Source organism: Pseudomonas sp. FSL W5-0203, assembly GCF_001896155.1.
Classification (GTDB): Bacteria; Pseudomonadota; Gammaproteobacteria; order Pseudomonadales; family Pseudomonadaceae; genus Aquipseudomonas; species Aquipseudomonas paracarnis.
The window spans coordinates 127677-142061 of the sequence record NZ_MPOR01000001.1 but is presented as its reverse complement, the minus strand read 5'-3'; the positions used below and the strand labels follow the sequence as shown (position 1 = coordinate 142061).

General features: G+C 60.1%; 18 protein-coding genes and 1 riboswitch. Of the genes, 10 read left to right on the top strand and 8 right to left on the bottom strand.

The annotated features are described in order from the left end of the window. The first annotated feature begins 2 nt into the window (after positions 1-2). Positions 3-1055, top strand: coding sequence for a histidinol-phosphate transaminase (gene hisC / locus BOP96_RS00675; protein WP_014716942.1), 1053 nt, complete (start codon positions 3-5; stop codon positions 1053-1055). Between the two features lie 127 nt (positions 1056-1182). Here hisC and BOP96_RS00670 read toward each other — a convergent pair whose 3' ends face one another. Together BOP96_RS00670 and upp are read right to left on the bottom strand one after the other, a co-directional pair. Further along, on the bottom strand, positions 1183-2457 hold the full coding sequence (locus BOP96_RS00670) for a uracil-xanthine permease family protein (RefSeq protein WP_003188606.1): 1275 nt from the start codon (positions 2455-2457) through the stop codon (positions 1183-1185). 2 nt (positions 2458-2459) lie between these two features. Next, on the bottom strand, positions 2460-3098 hold the full coding sequence (gene upp, locus BOP96_RS00665; RefSeq protein WP_003188608.1) for a uracil phosphoribosyltransferase: 639 nt from the start codon (positions 3096-3098) through the stop codon (positions 2460-2462). Between the two features lie 164 nt (positions 3099-3262). Here upp and BOP96_RS00660 point away from each other — a divergent pair, with 164 nt between their 5' ends. From BOP96_RS00660 to BOP96_RS00650, 3 genes are all read left to right on the top strand, one after another. Next, on the top strand, positions 3263-3820 hold the full coding sequence (locus BOP96_RS00660) for a hypoxanthine-guanine phosphoribosyltransferase (protein WP_003188610.1): 558 nt from the start codon (positions 3263-3265) through the stop codon (positions 3818-3820). 3 nt (positions 3821-3823) lie between these two features. Then, positions 3824-4291 (top strand): WbuC family cupin fold metalloprotein, encoded by a 468-nt coding sequence (locus tag BOP96_RS00655; RefSeq protein ID WP_014716943.1) that lies wholly within the window; start codon positions 3824-3826, stop codon positions 4289-4291. Positions 4292-4390: 99 nt separating this feature from the next. Continuing rightward, positions 4391-4678, top strand: coding sequence for a PA4642 family protein (locus BOP96_RS00650; RefSeq protein WP_003188614.1), 288 nt, complete (start codon positions 4391-4393; stop codon positions 4676-4678). Between the two features lie 109 nt (positions 4679-4787). Here BOP96_RS00650 and mqo read toward each other — a convergent pair whose 3' ends face one another. Continuing rightward, positions 4788-6296, bottom strand: coding sequence for a malate dehydrogenase (quinone) (gene mqo, locus BOP96_RS00645; RefSeq protein ID WP_014716944.1), 1509 nt, complete (start codon positions 6294-6296; stop codon positions 4788-4790). A 728-nt stretch (positions 6297-7024) separates the two neighbouring features. Further along, the gene (locus BOP96_RS00640; protein ID WP_014716945.1) at positions 7025-7258 is read right to left on the bottom strand and encodes a hypothetical protein; all 234 of its coding nucleotides are present in this window, start codon (positions 7256-7258) and stop codon (positions 7025-7027) included. Between the two features lie 182 nt (positions 7259-7440). Here BOP96_RS00640 and BOP96_RS00635 point away from each other — a divergent pair, with 182 nt between their 5' ends. Beyond that, on the top strand, positions 7441-8025 hold the full coding sequence (locus BOP96_RS00635; protein WP_014716946.1) for a YajG family lipoprotein: 585 nt from the start codon (positions 7441-7443) through the stop codon (positions 8023-8025). A gap of 60 nt (positions 8026-8085) precedes the next feature. Here BOP96_RS00635 and BOP96_RS00630 read toward each other — a convergent pair whose 3' ends face one another. Further along, positions 8086-8295, bottom strand: coding sequence for a hypothetical protein (locus BOP96_RS00630; RefSeq protein ID WP_014716947.1), 210 nt, complete (start codon positions 8293-8295; stop codon positions 8086-8088). 182 nt (positions 8296-8477) lie between these two features. On the opposite strand from BOP96_RS00630, the gene BOP96_RS00625 reads away from it, so the two are divergent. Continuing rightward, positions 8478-8735, top strand: a complete 258-nt coding sequence (locus tag BOP96_RS00625; protein ID WP_073451621.1) for a hypothetical protein — start codon at positions 8478-8480, stop codon at positions 8733-8735. 180 nt (positions 8736-8915) lie between these two features. On the opposite strand, the gene BOP96_RS00620 is transcribed toward BOP96_RS00625, so the two are convergent. After that, positions 8916-10079, bottom strand: a complete 1164-nt coding sequence (locus BOP96_RS00620; RefSeq protein WP_014716949.1) for a 1-acyl-sn-glycerol-3-phosphate acyltransferase — start codon at positions 10077-10079, stop codon at positions 8916-8918. Between the two features lie 132 nt (positions 10080-10211). Here BOP96_RS00620 and BOP96_RS00615 point away from each other — a divergent pair, with 132 nt between their 5' ends. The 4 genes from BOP96_RS00615 (at position 10212) to BOP96_RS00600 (ending at position 12284) form a co-directional block, all read left to right on the top strand. Then, positions 10212-10394 carry a CPXCG motif-containing cysteine-rich protein gene (locus BOP96_RS00615; protein WP_014716950.1) on the top strand — a complete coding sequence of 61 codons (183 nt, stop codon included), beginning with the start codon at positions 10212-10214 and terminating at the stop codon, positions 10392-10394. Between the two features lie 32 nt (positions 10395-10426). Next, on the top strand, positions 10427-10687 hold the full coding sequence (locus BOP96_RS00610; protein ID WP_014716951.1) for a putative signal transducing protein: 261 nt from the start codon (positions 10427-10429) through the stop codon (positions 10685-10687). Positions 10688-10724: 37 nt separating this feature from the next. Further along, positions 10725-11345, top strand: a complete 621-nt coding sequence (locus BOP96_RS00605) for an SOS response-associated peptidase (protein ID WP_014716952.1) — start codon at positions 10725-10727, stop codon at positions 11343-11345. Between the two features lie 120 nt (positions 11346-11465). Further along, complete coding sequence (locus tag BOP96_RS00600; RefSeq protein ID WP_014716953.1) at positions 11466-12284, top strand: M48 family metallopeptidase; 819 nt, start codon at positions 11466-11468, stop codon at positions 12282-12284. 231 nt (positions 12285-12515) lie between these two features. Here BOP96_RS00600 and BOP96_RS00595 read toward each other — a convergent pair whose 3' ends face one another. Next, positions 12516-13100 carry a TMEM165/GDT1 family protein gene (locus BOP96_RS00595; RefSeq protein WP_014716954.1) on the bottom strand — a complete coding sequence of 195 codons (585 nt, stop codon included), beginning with the start codon at positions 13098-13100 and terminating at the stop codon, positions 12516-12518. A gap of 87 nt (positions 13101-13187) precedes the next feature. Beyond that, positions 13188-13309, bottom strand: a riboswitch (yybP-ykoY riboswitch). A gap of 50 nt (positions 13310-13359) precedes the next feature. Beyond that, a complete protein-coding gene (locus BOP96_RS00590) occupies positions 13360-14358 on the bottom strand; it encodes a class I SAM-dependent methyltransferase (protein ID WP_073451618.1) in 999 nt (332 codons plus the stop codon). Between the last annotated feature and the right edge of the window lie 27 nt (positions 14359-14385).

Here is a 14385-nt window from a genome sequence, read left to right as displayed (position 1 = left end):
GCATGAGCAAATTCTGGAGCCCTTTCGTCAAGGACCTGGTGCCTTACGTACCCGGTGAGCAACCGAAGCTGACCAAACTGGTCAAGCTCAACACCAACGAAAACCCCTACGGCCCATCGCCCAAGGCGCTGGCGGCAATGCAGGCCGAGTTGAACGACAACTTGCGCCTGTACCCGGACCCCAACAGCGACCTGCTCAAGCAGGCCGTGGCCAGGTATTACGGGATCGATGCCGGCAAGGTGTTCCTCGGCAACGGTTCTGACGAAGTCCTGGCGCACATCTTCCATGGCCTGTTCCAGCACGATCTGCCGCTGCTGTTCCCGGATATCAGCTACAGCTTCTACCCGGTGTACTGCGGCCTGTACGGCATTACGTTCGACGCGGTGTCACTGGACGAACAGTTCCAGATTCGGGCCGCTGACTATGCCAGGCCCAACGGCGGGATCATCTTCCCCAACCCTAACGCGCCCACCGGCTGCGTACTGGCGCTGGACGCGGTGGAGCAGATCCTCAAGGCCAGCCCGGACTCGGTGGTGGTGGTCGATGAAGCCTATATCGACTTCGGCGGCGAAACTGCCATCAGCCTGGTCGACCGTTACCCGAACCTGCTGGTGACCCAGACCCTGTCCAAATCGCGCTCACTGGCCGGTTTGCGTGTGGGCCTGGCTGTGGGCCACCCAGACCTGATCGAGGCGCTAGAGCGGGTCAAGAACAGCTTCAACTCCTACCCGTTGGATCGGTTGGCGATTGTTGGCGCGGCGGCCGCGTTTGACGACCGTGAATACTTTGAGAAAACCTGCCAGTGGGTGATCGACAGCCGCAACCAGGTCGTCGCGCAATTGGAAGCGAAGGGATTCGAGGTATTGCCATCGGCAGCGAACTTCATCTTCGCCCGTCACCCGCGGCATGACGCTGCAGGGCTGGCCGCCAAGTTGCGTGAGCAAGGGGTGATCGTGCGGCACTTCAAGCAGGAGCGGATTGCCCAGTTCCTGCGGATCAGCATCGGGACGCCGGAGCAGAACCAGGCGCTGATCGACGGGCTCGGTGAGCTCTAACAGACGCTGAAAATCAAATGTGGGAGCTGGCTTGCCTGCGATGACGGTGTAACAGTCGACCTATCTGTCGTTTGATACACCGCTATCGCAGGCAAGCCAGCTCCCACACTGATTTGCGTTTAGTCAGTTACAGCAGCGGCTCATCCGGCTTCTTGTTCTTCCAGCCATCATTGCCCGGTAGCAGCAAGTTCAAACCAATTGCCACCACCGCACACAGGGCGATGCCCTTGAGGCCGAAATCATCCGGGCCGGTGCCGGTACCCACCAGCACACCGCCAATCCCGAACACCAACGTTACCGACACAATCACCAGGTTGCGCGCCTCGCCCAGGTCGATCTTGTGGCGAATCAGCGTGTTCATCCCCACCGCAGCAATCGAGCCGAACAGCAGGCACAGAATCCCGCCCATCACCGGCACCGGGATGCTCTGCAGCAGCGCGCCGAACTTGCCGATGAACGCCAGGCTGATGGCAAACACTGCCGCCCAGGTCATGATTTTCGGGTTGTAGTTCTTGGTCAGCATCACGGCGCCGGTCACTTCGGCGTAGGTGGTGTTCGGCGGGCCGCCAAACATGCCGGCAGCCGTGGTGGCGATACCGTCACCCAGCAGCGTGCGATGCAGGCCAGGCTTTTTCAGGTAATCGCGGCCGGTCACGCTGCCTACCGCAATCACACCCCCGATATGCTCGATCGCCGGGGCCAGGGCCACCGGGACGATAAACAGGATGGCCTGCCAGTTGAACTCCGGCGCGGTGAAGTGGGGCAGGGCGAACCAGGGGGCGGCGGCGATTTTCGCCGTGTCGACCACACCAAAGTAGAACGACATGGCAAAACCCACCAGCACGCCGGAAATGATCGGCACCAGGCGGAAAATGCCCTTGCCGAACACCGCCACGATCAAAGTGGTAAGCAGCGCTGGCATCGAGATCAGCATCGCCGTCTGATAGTGGATCAACTCGGCACCGTCGCCAGACTTGCCCATGGCCATGTTGGCGGCAATCGGCGCCATGGCCAGGCCGATCGAGATAATCACTGGGCCAATCACCACGGGCGGCAGCAGCCGGTCGATAAAACCGGTGCCCTTGACCTTCACGGCCAGTCCCAGGAACGTATAGACGAAACCCGCCGCCATCACGCCGCCCATGGTCGCCGCCAGGCCGAACTGGCCCTTGGCGAGAATGATCGGGGTGATGAACGCGAAGCTCGATGCCAAAAATACCGGCACCTGCCGCCCTGTCACCACCTGGAACAACAACGTGCCCAGGCCTGCGGTAAACAGCGCGACGTTTGGATCAAGACCTGTGATCAGCGGCATCAACACCAACGCGCCAAATGCTACGAAGAGCATTTGTGCGCCAGACAGGATCTGGCGCCAAAGCGGGTCGTTGAATTCATCCTGCATGCTCACGCGTCCTTCTGCTTGGTGCCGAAGATCTTGTCACCGGCATCGCCCAGGCCCGGGATAATGTAGCCGTGTTCATTCAGGCGCTCATCGATGGATGCGGTGTAGATCTGTACATCCGGATGGGCCTTCTCGACGGCGGCGATGCCTTCTGGCGCGGCCACCAGCACCATGGCGCGGATGTCCCGGCAACCGGCTTTTTTCAGCAAGTCGATGGTGGCGACCATGGAACTGCCGGTGGCGAGCATCGGGTCGATGATCATGGCCAGGCGTTCGTTGATTTCCGGGACGAGTTTTTCCAGGTAGGTGTGGGCCTGCAGTGTTTCTTCATTGCGGGCTACGCCCACGGCGCTGACCTTGGCGCCCGGGATCAGGCTGAGTACACCTTCGAGCATACCGATACCGGCACGCAGGATAGGGACGACGGTAATTTTCTTACCGGCGATTTTCTCCACTTGTACGGGACCAGCCCAACCGGGGATCTCGTAGGTTTCCAGGGGCAAATCCTTGGTGGCTTCGTAAGTGAGCAACGCTCCGACTTCCTGAGCAAGCTCACGGAAGTTCTTCGTGCTAATGTCGGCACGGCGCATAAGGCCGAGTTTGTGTCGGATCAGCGGGTGGCGGATCTCGCGAGTGGGCATAGGAAAGGCTCCGGCGGCGGGCAAAAAAACCGGCCTAGATTAATCTATCCGAGGGTGTTGTCCTATAGACATCAAGTACGTTAGTCCATAAAGGCTTGATTGGAGCGCACGAGAAGCGTACCTTCGCCCGCTTTTCTTGCCACAGCACCCCCTTGGAGAGCGCCATGTCTGCTGATCTCGAGCATATCCGTCAAATCATGCACGAGGCTGACTGCCTGTACACCGAAGCGCAAGTCGAAGCAGCGATCGCCAAGGTTGGCGCGCACATCACCCGCGAAATGGCCGACACCAACCCGGTGGTCTTCTGCGTGATGAACGGTGGCCTGATCTTCGCCGGTAAATTGCTGACTCACCTGCAGTTCCCGCTGGAAGCCTCTTACCTGCACGCCACCCGCTATCGCAATGAGACCAGCGGCGGCGACTTGTTCTGGAAGGCCAAGCCGGAAGTGTCGTTCATCGACCGCGATGTGTTGATCATCGATGACATTCTCGATGAAGGTCACACCCTGGGCGCTATCATCGATTTCTGCAAACATGCCGGTGCACGCAAAGTGCACACCGCCGTGCTGATCGACAAAGACCACGACCGCAAGGCGCGCCCAGAGCTGAAAGCCGACTTTGTCGGGTTGCCGTGCGTCGACCGTTATATCTTCGGGTATGGCATGGACTACAAGGGCTACTGGCGTAATGCCAATGGCATCTACGCCGTTAAAGGAATGTAATCGATGGCCCGCTTTCTTGATCAGACGCTGTTTGCCGAGTTGGCCGAGAAAGCGGCCGCCAATCCCCGTGGTCGTCAAAACGTTAACTTCCATGAGATGCAAGAGCCTTGTCATCGCATGGCCGTCGGTTTGCAGCCCAGCACCTATGTACAGCCTCACCGTCACCTGAGTGCCGATAAGGCGGAGACGTTGCTGGTGCTCAAAGGGCGTCTGGGAATCCTGATTTTCAGCGAGACGGGGGAAGTGTTGAGCAAGCGTGTGTTGGAAGCGGGCGGGGAATGCCAGGGCGTCGACCTGTCGCCCGGCGTGTTCCATGGCCTGGTAGTGCTTGAGCCGGACAGCGTGATGTTTGAGTGCAAGGCTGGCCCTTACCGCGCTGTGGGTGAGGGTGAGCTGGCCGACTGGGCTCCCCGTGAAGGCGAGGCAGGTATGGCTGAGTATCATCGCTGGATGCTTGCCCAGTTCGACTGAGCAAGCCCCGTCCCACATTGCTTTCTCACCGCTTTCGAAGCCGGCGTCGCGCAGGTAGACTTCAAGCCCCGTGTAAATGTCTGCAGGCTGGAGTCGGTAATGCGTAAAGATAAGAAACAGGTGATTGGCGACGAAATCGGTGACGACCAGATCAAGTTGTTCCTGGACTTCGAGCCGGTTGATGCGACGTCGCCGTCCCTGCACAAACTGATCAAGGCCTATCGCGGCCTGCGTATCGACGACTTCGAGCGTTTCCTGGGCTTTTTCAAAGAAGCAGGCCTGGACCTGGACGGCAAGGACGAGCATGGCCAGACCTTCGTCGACCTGATCAAAGACCAGCGCAACGCCGCCGAATACATCGAGCTGATCGACAACGCCCGCGGCTGATTATCCGAGCCACAAAAAAACGCCCCGGCCTCATGAGAGGCCGGGGCGTTTCGCGCTCGTTCCCACGCTCTGCGTGGGAATGCATTCTGTGACGCTCTGCGTCACGACCTCACGCGTAGCTTTCAGCCTCGTTGCTTTGCTCCACCAGCTCCAGGCTGATGTTGTTCTGCGTGTTGAGCTTGCGATACAGCTCGGCGTCCGTCTCCAGCACTTTCTCGCGTGCCGGGAAGATCTCATGCAGCTTGGTAGCCCACTCACCGGCGGCTTTCTCCGGGAAGCAGCGCTCGATCAGCTCCAGCATGATCGAGACCGTGACCGAAGCACCAGGAGACGCGCCCAGCAGTGCCGCAAGCGAACCGTCCTTGGCCGCGACCAGTTCGGTGCCGAACTGCAGCACGCCGCCTTTCTTCGGGTCTTTCTTGATGATCTGCACGCGCTGGCCGGCCACTTCCAGGCGCCAGTCTTCGGCTTTCGCCTCGGGGTAGAAGCGACGCAGGGATTCCAGGCGCTGTTCCATGGACTGGCGCACTTCGCTGACCAGGTACTTGGTCAGGTCCATGTTGTCGCGGGCCACGGCCAGCATCGGGCCGATGTTGCCGGCGCGAATCGACATCGGCAGGTCAAGGAACGAGCCGTGCTTGAGGAACTTGGTGGTGAAACCAGCGTATGGCCCGAACAGCAGGGATTTCTTGCCATCCACCACGCGGGTGTCCAGGTGCGGCACGGACATCGGCGGCGAGCCCACGGCAGCCTGGCTGTAGACCTTGGCCTGGTGCTGCTTGACCACTTCCGGGTTGTCGCAACGCAGCCACTGGCCGCTCACCGGGAAGCCGCCGAAGCCTTTGCTCTCTTCGATGCCCGAAGCCTGCAGTAACGGCAGCGCCGCACCGCCAGCGCCGAGGAACACGAACTTGGCATCGACGTCGCGGCTGTTACCGCTGTTGACGTCCTTGATGCTCACGGTCCAGCCTGCGCCGTTGCGCTTGAGGCCGGTTACGCGCTTGCAGTACTTGACCTGGGCGTCTGGCGAACTGGTCAGGTGGCTGAGCAGCTGATTGGTCAGGGCGCCAAAGTTGACGTCGGTGCCGTTCATCACGCGGGTGGCGGCGATTTTTTCGTCGAGCGGGCGGCCCGGCATCATCAACGGCATCCACTCGGCCATTTCGCTGCGGTCTTCGGTGTAGTGCATGTCCGAAAACGCGTGGTGCTGGCTGAGGGTCTCAAAGCGCTTCTTGAGGAAGGACACGCCTTTGTCGCCCTGCACGAAGCTCAGGTGCGGCACCGGGCTGATGAACGACTTGGACGAGCCAAAGGTGCCTTTCTTGGTCAGGTAAGCCCAGAACTGCTTCGACACCTCGAACTGGGTGTTGATGTGCACGGCTTTCTTGATGTCGATGGAACCATCGGCGGCCTGTGGCGTGTAGTTCAGCTCACACAGCCCGGCATGGCCGGTGCCGGCGTTGTTCCACGGGTTGGAACTCTCCGCGGCACCCGAGTCCATCAGCTCAACGACTTCCAGCGTGAGGCTGGGGTCGAGCTCTTTGAGCAGTACGGCCAGGGTGGCACTCATGATGCCGGCCCCTACCAGTACTACGTCGACTGCTTCGTTATGCGCCATTTAACGCGTCTCCAAAATCTGCAGCACCAAATTGACGGCATGGCTGCCAGGAGTGACGGGGCGATTCACGTGTTGCCCCAGGTTACCCATGGCCAGGATCGCCATGTCCGTTTCGCAATTCTTTGCAACTTCAGCACACGCTTCCTGCCGGGCTAATCTGCCTATGAACGCATTCATGGGCGCCTGTGGCAATTCGACTTATGGTCAAAGCGTGCGATTCGTGCAACCAATCCGTAGCGGACAGGCTCAAGCTCCGGTTTTTGAGGAAGGCTCGATCCTGTGTAATTGGGCTGACCCAGACGCTGATGGTGCTTGTACAAACGCCAAACTATTCATTTGCTCGCCACACTCTTGTGAAGTTGTGAAAACCCGTTTTTTCACGCTCTTTTGAAGACGTGAACCTCAAAAAAGGGCTGCCCCAGCCTGGCACCTGGCCCGTAAACCTCTGCCGACACGCGGCAAAACGGGCAAACAACTCAAGTGGCCGAGCGCAATGGCAGCTCTGGCAGATTCGATGAAAGACGGGGTGGTTTGCAAAGGAAACAGCAAGCACGCCAGCTTCACTCGATCTGTGTGGGCGGCTCTCTGTGGGCGATTTTGGGGGCTAATGCCTGGGCATTAACGATGCTGCGTGGCCCGATCAGGAGACGTCCTTATAATCGGGGGGAGATTGTAGCGAAGAACGCCAAGGAAATGGGCGTGTTTTATGACTTTTATTCGGGTCCCGGTCAGGAGGCCAACGCTTGCCGATGTTGTGCGCGAAAAACCTGCGGGCTGACCCGGGCGCTGGCCGGCAGTGGGCGGTGCATCCAGCCCAGGTGAGTCTCGGTCACTTCCACCCAGCCTTCACCGACGGGCGGCAGGCTGCACTGCTTGAATGCCTGGCAATGGCCTTTGGCATCGAGCAAGGCAAAGTGACGATGGCGGGTGTGTGACATGAACAGGGTCTTGAGAAGGCGCATGGCTGTGTACCTGGTGTGTTACATGCTTGAAGGTTGCCAGTGTGGCATGACACTGGGGTGACGAATTTATGCGAATTTGTAATTTGCACCGGGGCTTCAGTCGTCGTTCAGGATCGCTGGTGAGTGGCGCGCGTGCACCGTTATACTGGCGACCTGTCTGCACCTAGTCCTGGAGAAATGCGATGTTGCAACGCCTGTTGTTCGGTTTGATCACTGTGACCAGTTTGACCCTTGTCGGCTGCGCCAACAGCCCGCAACAACTCAGCCCGCAACCTAAAGTCACTGCGCCGTTGGCTGCGGTAGGCCATGGCCAGCCGGTGTCGGTGCGCGTGGTCGACGGTCGTCCGTCGCCGACCCTGGGCTCGCGTGGCGGCCTGTACCCGGAGACCGCACTGATTTCGGTGACCGGCCAGGATGTGCTGCCCAAGTTGCAGGCCCAGGCTGAAGCTGCTGTGCGTTTGTTGGGCTTTACGCCGACCAACTCGCCAGGCGTACCACAACTGACCGTGACCCTGGCCGAGCTTAAATACCAGTCGCCCAAAGACGGCCTGTATGTGACCGAGGCTTCCATCGGCGCCACCTTCAAGTCTGACGTCAGTGCCGGCACCCGCCGTTACAGTGGCCGCTACGCCGCCTCGCTCAACCAGCGTTTCGGCATGTCGCCCAACCAGGAAACCAACACCAAGCTGGTCAGCGACGTGCTCAGCGATGCCCTGACCCGCCTGTTCAAGGACCCAAGCATCGGCCAACTGCTCAGCGCGCAATAAGCCGCTCACAAAAAAACCGGGCTCATCGCTGAGCCCGGTTTTTTTATGCCTGTGGTTTTGTCATGCCGCCGTATCGACATAAAAGTCCAGCATGCTCACGCCGGTGAGCACATCCAGCTCCGGCAGATCGGCATGCTGGTGCCCGCCGAGGGCGCAATACACCAGCCAATGGCGGTCCTGAACGTTGAACGCGAGGCTGCCGATCAGCGCCTCCTGTTCATCGCTCTGGGCGATCAGATACAGCCGATCCTGGTTTTGCGCATGCAACATGACAAGCTCCTCAAGCGTCGAAGGGCAACAGAGTGGCTTGTTAAGGTGACGTTCAGGTGACGGCGTAAATTACTGGATACATTAGCCGTCCATGGGGAAGGAGCATTTAAGGCGCAGGAGGCGACTGTCGTTCAGGTGTGTATCTGGACTGATACCCGAACACTGGTTCACCGAGGTTTGCGATGGCGCTGCCCGCACTGCTCATTAATATTGTTGCCCTGTTGGTTGCCTGCTCGGGCGCCTGGTTGCTGTTTATCACCCGCCTGCATGCACAGCGTGCGATGGCCGACCTGGCCCTGCGCAGCGAAGAGCGCGCTATCGACCAGCCGATGCTGTTTCTGGATACACGCACCGAACGGGCGCATCGCCTGGCATACCGCGTCGGGTTCGCCTGCCTTGGCCTGGCCCTGGCCATCTCCTGGCTCAGCACCCACTTCTAATTCCACTGCAAAACCAAATGTGGGAGCGGGCTTGCCCGCGAAGGCGGTGTATCAGCCGCTGAATCTTTAACTGAACCACCGCTATCGCAGGCAAGCCAGCTCCCACACTGGCCATGTACTGCCCACAGAATCAGCGCCTGCCCCATATCCCCTGTGGGCTCACATATTTGGGTTGGGTGTTTATAGAGGGATCCCAGCCTTGACTCGGTATTGGTTGCGTACCGGCGTCGCATACTGCACCACCAGATAAGGCCGGTGCTCCGCCGGGCACTCGTTCAAGCGCCGTTCCCATTCCGCCTTGGCCTTGGCCAGCTCATCGGCAGGGAATACGTCCGCCGCCTTGGGCACCTGCAATTGCGGGTCGGCGTCACTCCACTGCGCATATGCCAGGTAGTGCACCGGGAACAACCGATAGCCGCCCAGGATCTGCCGGTCCATTTCCACGGCCAGCAGCTTGGTGTCTTCGAAACGCTCGGTGATCGGCGGCGCAAAGTTCACGTGCACCCGGCCTTTATAGCCGGTAATGCCCAGGGCAATGCTCACATCATCCTCGCCCGGTGCCTTGCTGTAGGTACCGGTGGTGGCGCGGATATACAACTCGCGGGCTTTGGCGGCATCGCAAGGGTCGTACTCGTAGCTGATGGACACCGGCGTCAGGTTCAACGACTGGATGACCTCGGCAAATGGCTCGTCCTTGCGGCTGACGTGGAACATCTTGAGGATCGCCGATTCGGTACGGTCATCGCCATCCTTGGCCCGGCCTTCAGCCTGGGCAATCCAGATCGACTGGCAGTCGTTGCGGATCGAATGGTTGATGTAGGCCGACAGCAAGTTGTAAGCCGCCATCTTCTCCTTTCGCCCGGTGATCGAACGGTGCACGATGAAGCTCTTGTTCAAGCGCATCAGGTCGCTGACAAACGGCTTTTGCAGCAGGTTGTCGCCGATGGCGATGCGCGGCGTCGGCAGGCCGGCGTGGTACACGGCGTAGTTGACGAAGGCCGGATCCATCACGATGTCGCGGTGGTTGGCCAGGAACAGGTAGGCGGTGCCGGATTTCAGTTGCTCGACGCCGGTATAGGTCACGCCGTCGGTCGCCCGGTCAATGGTGTGGTCAACGTAGTACTCGACCTTGTCCTGCAGCGTGGCCACGGTGGTGACGCCAGCGAACTCACGGCGCAGTTTGCGCGCGATCATTGGCTTGAGCAGCCAGCCCAGGGCGCCTGCAAAGCGCGGGAAGCGGAAGTGGGTCAGGATGTCCAGAAAGGCCTTGTCACTGAACAGGCGCGCCAGCACTGCCGGGACTTCGCTGTCGTTGTAAGGTCGGATGGTATCGAATTCGCCCATCATGCTCTCTTGTTAGAAACGGCTAGGGTAAGTAAAAGGAAATGTCAGGGTGCGGTCCGAATAAGGGGCCGGCCAAGAATAGCCCTGTAAATAGACCGGCGATTATACGCACAAGTCACCTGGGAGACTGCGATGCTCGAAACTGCGCTGTACGATTGTCCTTATTGTGGCGAAGAGGTCGAGACAACGGTGGATTTGTCCGGTGGTGACCAGACCTATATAGAAGACTGCCAAGTGTGTTGCCGGCCGATCACATTCGACCTGCAAGTTCATGGTGAAGAGTGGATGCTTGAAACCCGTAGCGAAAATGAATAATGCGCAGCGGGAACGAATAAAAAGGTACGCCCATGCAGCGAGTCTACGAACCGGAAAACCTGATGGAGGGCGAGTTGCTGCAGCAGATGCTTGCCAGTGAAGGCATCGAGGCGCATCTGGTGGGGCGCCACCTGCTCGGCGGCACGGGCGAGTTGCCGATCTTCGGCTTGCTGGGGCTGGAGGTCGATAACGATCAGGCGGCTGTTGCCCGCGAGCTGATCACTGCCTATATCGGCGCGCAACCGTTGCCCGGCGACGAACCCGACAGCTTCCCCGACGTATTGGTCTGTTAGGCTGTCGGTCGGTTTACCCCAAGAGTCGTGTTGCCCCATGTGTGGACGTTATGCCCTGTTTCGCTGGAACCCTGCCTTTGCTGCCTTGCCCGGCTTCCCCGCGGATCAGCAGGCCCAGTGGAACATTTCCCCCAATGATTCGGTACTGATCCAGCGCCTGAGCGAAGGCCAGCTCACCCTGGCGCGTGCCCGTTGGGGCCTTACGCCGCCTTGGCTGACAGACCTGTCGCGTACTCCAGCCCATGCCCGCGCCGAAACCCTGGCCGAACAACCGATGTTCCGTGAAGCGTTCCGCCAGCGCCGCTGCCTGCTGCCGGCCAACGGTTTCTACGAATGGCGCGGCACCCAGCGCAAGCGCCCGTATTGGCTCACGCCGGGGGAGGGCTCCACGTTGTTCTTTGCCGCAGTGTGGGAAGCGTATCCGGTGCAGGAGCAGGTATGGCTGAGTACGGCGGTGGTTACCCAAGCGGCGCAAAGTCAGCGCCGGCCATTGATCCTGGACGCGGCAGCGCAGGCCGCCTGGCTCGACCCCGAGACACCGCTGCATGTATTGCAGAGCCTGCTGGCGGCTGAGCCTGCCGTGCTGCGCGAGCGGGTGCTGGCCAATATGGTCAACGATCCGAAGCTCAATGGGCCCGAGTGCCTGACCCCGGCGTGAGCTTTGCCAGTCCGGTCGCGTTCGGATGTATCTGAAATTCAGCGGTTAAACGTCTGGTGTATCTGGCGCAGATACCAATGACCGCCTACGATACGCGCCATGTTTTCAGGGAGCGTGTTCATGAAGAAGTCATTGGTGGTAAGCGGTTTGGTTGCAGCGATGCTGCTGGCGGGTTGTCAGTCGGTCAATACCACCAGCGGCGGCGCCGTTGGGGTGGAGCGCAAGCAGTACATGTTCAGCATGCTGTCGAGCCAGGAAGTCGACCAGATGTATGCCCAGTCTTATCAGCAGACCCTGGGTGAAGCCAGCAGCAAAGGGGTGTTGGACAAGACCAGCGCCAACGCCAAGCGCGTGCAGGCCATTGCCAAGCGCCTGATCGCCCAGGCTCCGACTTTCCGCGCGGATGCGGCCCAGTGGAACTGGGATGTGAACCTGATCAAAAGCGATGAGATGAACGCCAACTGCGGGCCTGGCGGCAAGATCCTGGTGTACAGCGGCTTGATCGACAACCTCAAGCTCACCGATGACGAACTGGCCGCCGTGATGGGCCATGAAATCGCCCACGCCTTGCGTGAGCACGGCCGAGAAGCCATGTCCAAGGCTTACGGTATCCAGATGGCCAAGCAGGGCGCCGGGGCAATATTCGGTCTCGGCCAGGACAGCCTGGCACTGGCCGATACCGTGGCCAACTACGGCATGACCTTGCCCAACAGCCGCAGCAATGAAAACGAAGCCGACCTGATCGGCCTGGAACTGGCCGCCCGCGCTGGTTACAACCCGAACGCGGCCATCACCTTGTGGAACAAGATGGCCAAGGCTTCGGAAGGCGCACCGCCGGAATTCATGAGCACGCACCCGGCTTCCGACAGCCGCATCGCGTCCTTGCAGGCGGCGATTCCGAAGGTAATGCCGCTCTACCAGCAGGCCAAGAAGTCCTGATCGACGCCCTGTGGCAGCGAGTTCGCTCGCGAATGCGGTGTTGCAGTGACTCATTCAGTGACTGATACCTCGCCTTCGCGGGCAAGCCCGCTCCCACAGGGGCCTATGCCAGGCGCTGATTCTGGACCACTGTGGGAGCTGGCTTGCCTGCGATAACGCCCGTTCAGCAACAGATTCAGTGACTGATACGCCGCTATCGCGGGCAAGCCCGCTCCTCCCGCCCTGATCGGTTTACAGCCAGCCGCTGCTCTGCATGGCCTTGTACACCGCAATAATCGCCAGCACGAAGAACGCCGTAGCCGCCAAGCGACGAATCAAGGTCAGCGGCAGCTTCTCCGCGGCAAAATTCCCCGCCAGCACCACCGGAACGTTGGCAATCAACATGCCCAGGGTGGTACCGATAATCACCAGCCAAAGTTCCGGGTATTGCGCCGCCAGCATCACCGTGGCGATCTGGGTCTTGTCACCGATTTCGGCGAGGAAGAATGCAATCAAGGTGGTCAGGAAGGGCCCGAACTTACGGGTGGTACTGGCTTCGTCATCATCGAGTTTGTCCGGCACCAGAGTCCACAGCGCCGTGGCGCAGAAGCTCGCGGCGAGGATCCAGTGCAGCACCGCATCCGAGAAGAAACTCCCGAACCAGGCGCCCACGGCACCGGCCGCCGCATGGTTGGCCAGGGTCGCGGCGACGATACCGGCGATGATCGGCCAGGGCTTGCGAAAGCGCGCAGCAAGGATGAGTGCGAGCAGTTGCGTCTTGTCGCCGATTTCGGCCAAGGCAACGATTGCGGTAGGAACGAGTAGTGAATCCAGCATCAGGTAGTTTCCAGGGGCGGGTCGACACGGCTATGACACGTACAGCCTTCCCGCCCCGGGTAAGGTGTGCGTGTCATAGGTCTTGTCAAACCCCGGTCCGTCTGTGCGGACTCCTGGGTCGCATACGCCATGGTCTGCTGACCAAGTATGTTGACGTATGCCGGACGAGCATGGCGCTCGTGGGAGACTACTCCCCTAGGACGCTGCGGATTCTGCCTAGGCAAAACCCATTCGGCAAGCGTTCTTTTTCAAACCTCCGTCAGGGACGCTTGGCGCGGTAAATGCGAAAACCATTGCCTTCGGCCTTGATTGCGCAGATGCCCAAATGCTCTTCGATCAGTGGCTGGTACTTCAGGAAACTATTGGCGACCAAGCGAAGTTCGCCACCTTTTGCCAGGTGTTTCGCCGCTTTTCGCAGCAGATTCTCCGTGGCGAAATAATCGGTGTGCACGCCGACATGGAACGGCGGATTGCTCAAAATCGCGTTCAAACCCATGGGCGCGGCGTCGATGCCGTCACCGGTCAACACATCAGCTTCCAGGCCGTTCGCTGCCAGCGTCAGGCGACTGCTGGCGGCGGCGAAGGCATCCACATCCAGCATCGTCACGGTGTTATGCGGGTAGCGGCGTTTGACCGCAGCCCCCAACACCCCGGCGCCGCAACCGAAATCGAGCAGGTTGCCGCTGGGCAGCTTGTCCAAGTGCTCCAGCAACAACTCGGTGCCGCGGTCCAGGCGACCATAGCTGAACACCCCTGGCAAGCTCACCACCTTCAGCGGGCCTTCGGCCAGCGGTACGTCGAAGACCTGTGCCAGGCTCTCAAGCTCCACGGCGTGCGGCGCGTTGGCGACGGTGACCTGCCACAGCTGGCAATGCCGTGCACTATCGAGCTTGCGCGGTTTGCCGAACGGAACCATCTGTTTGGCGGCGCTTTCGATACCCCCCTTTTTCTCGCCCACCAGAAACAGCTCAGCGCCAGGCAGGCGCGCGGCCACGGCGTTGAGCAGGTAGTCGGTGAGGTCTTTGGACTTGGGCAAGAAAATCACCGCCGCATCAAAGGCGCGCTCTGGCACCGTCACGCCAAACTGGCTGCGCTCTGCGAAGCGCGCATCGAGCGCCGCTTGGTCACCGGCATGCCAGCACCAGCCGTGGGCATTGGGCAGGCGCCCAAGCAAATCGTCGGCAGGCAAACCTACGAGCAGCAGGTTGCCTTGAAAAAGTTCGGCCTGGCGAAGCAGTACTTCACTGCGCGGATCCATAGTCTGCTCCTTGAAAAGGGGCGCAGT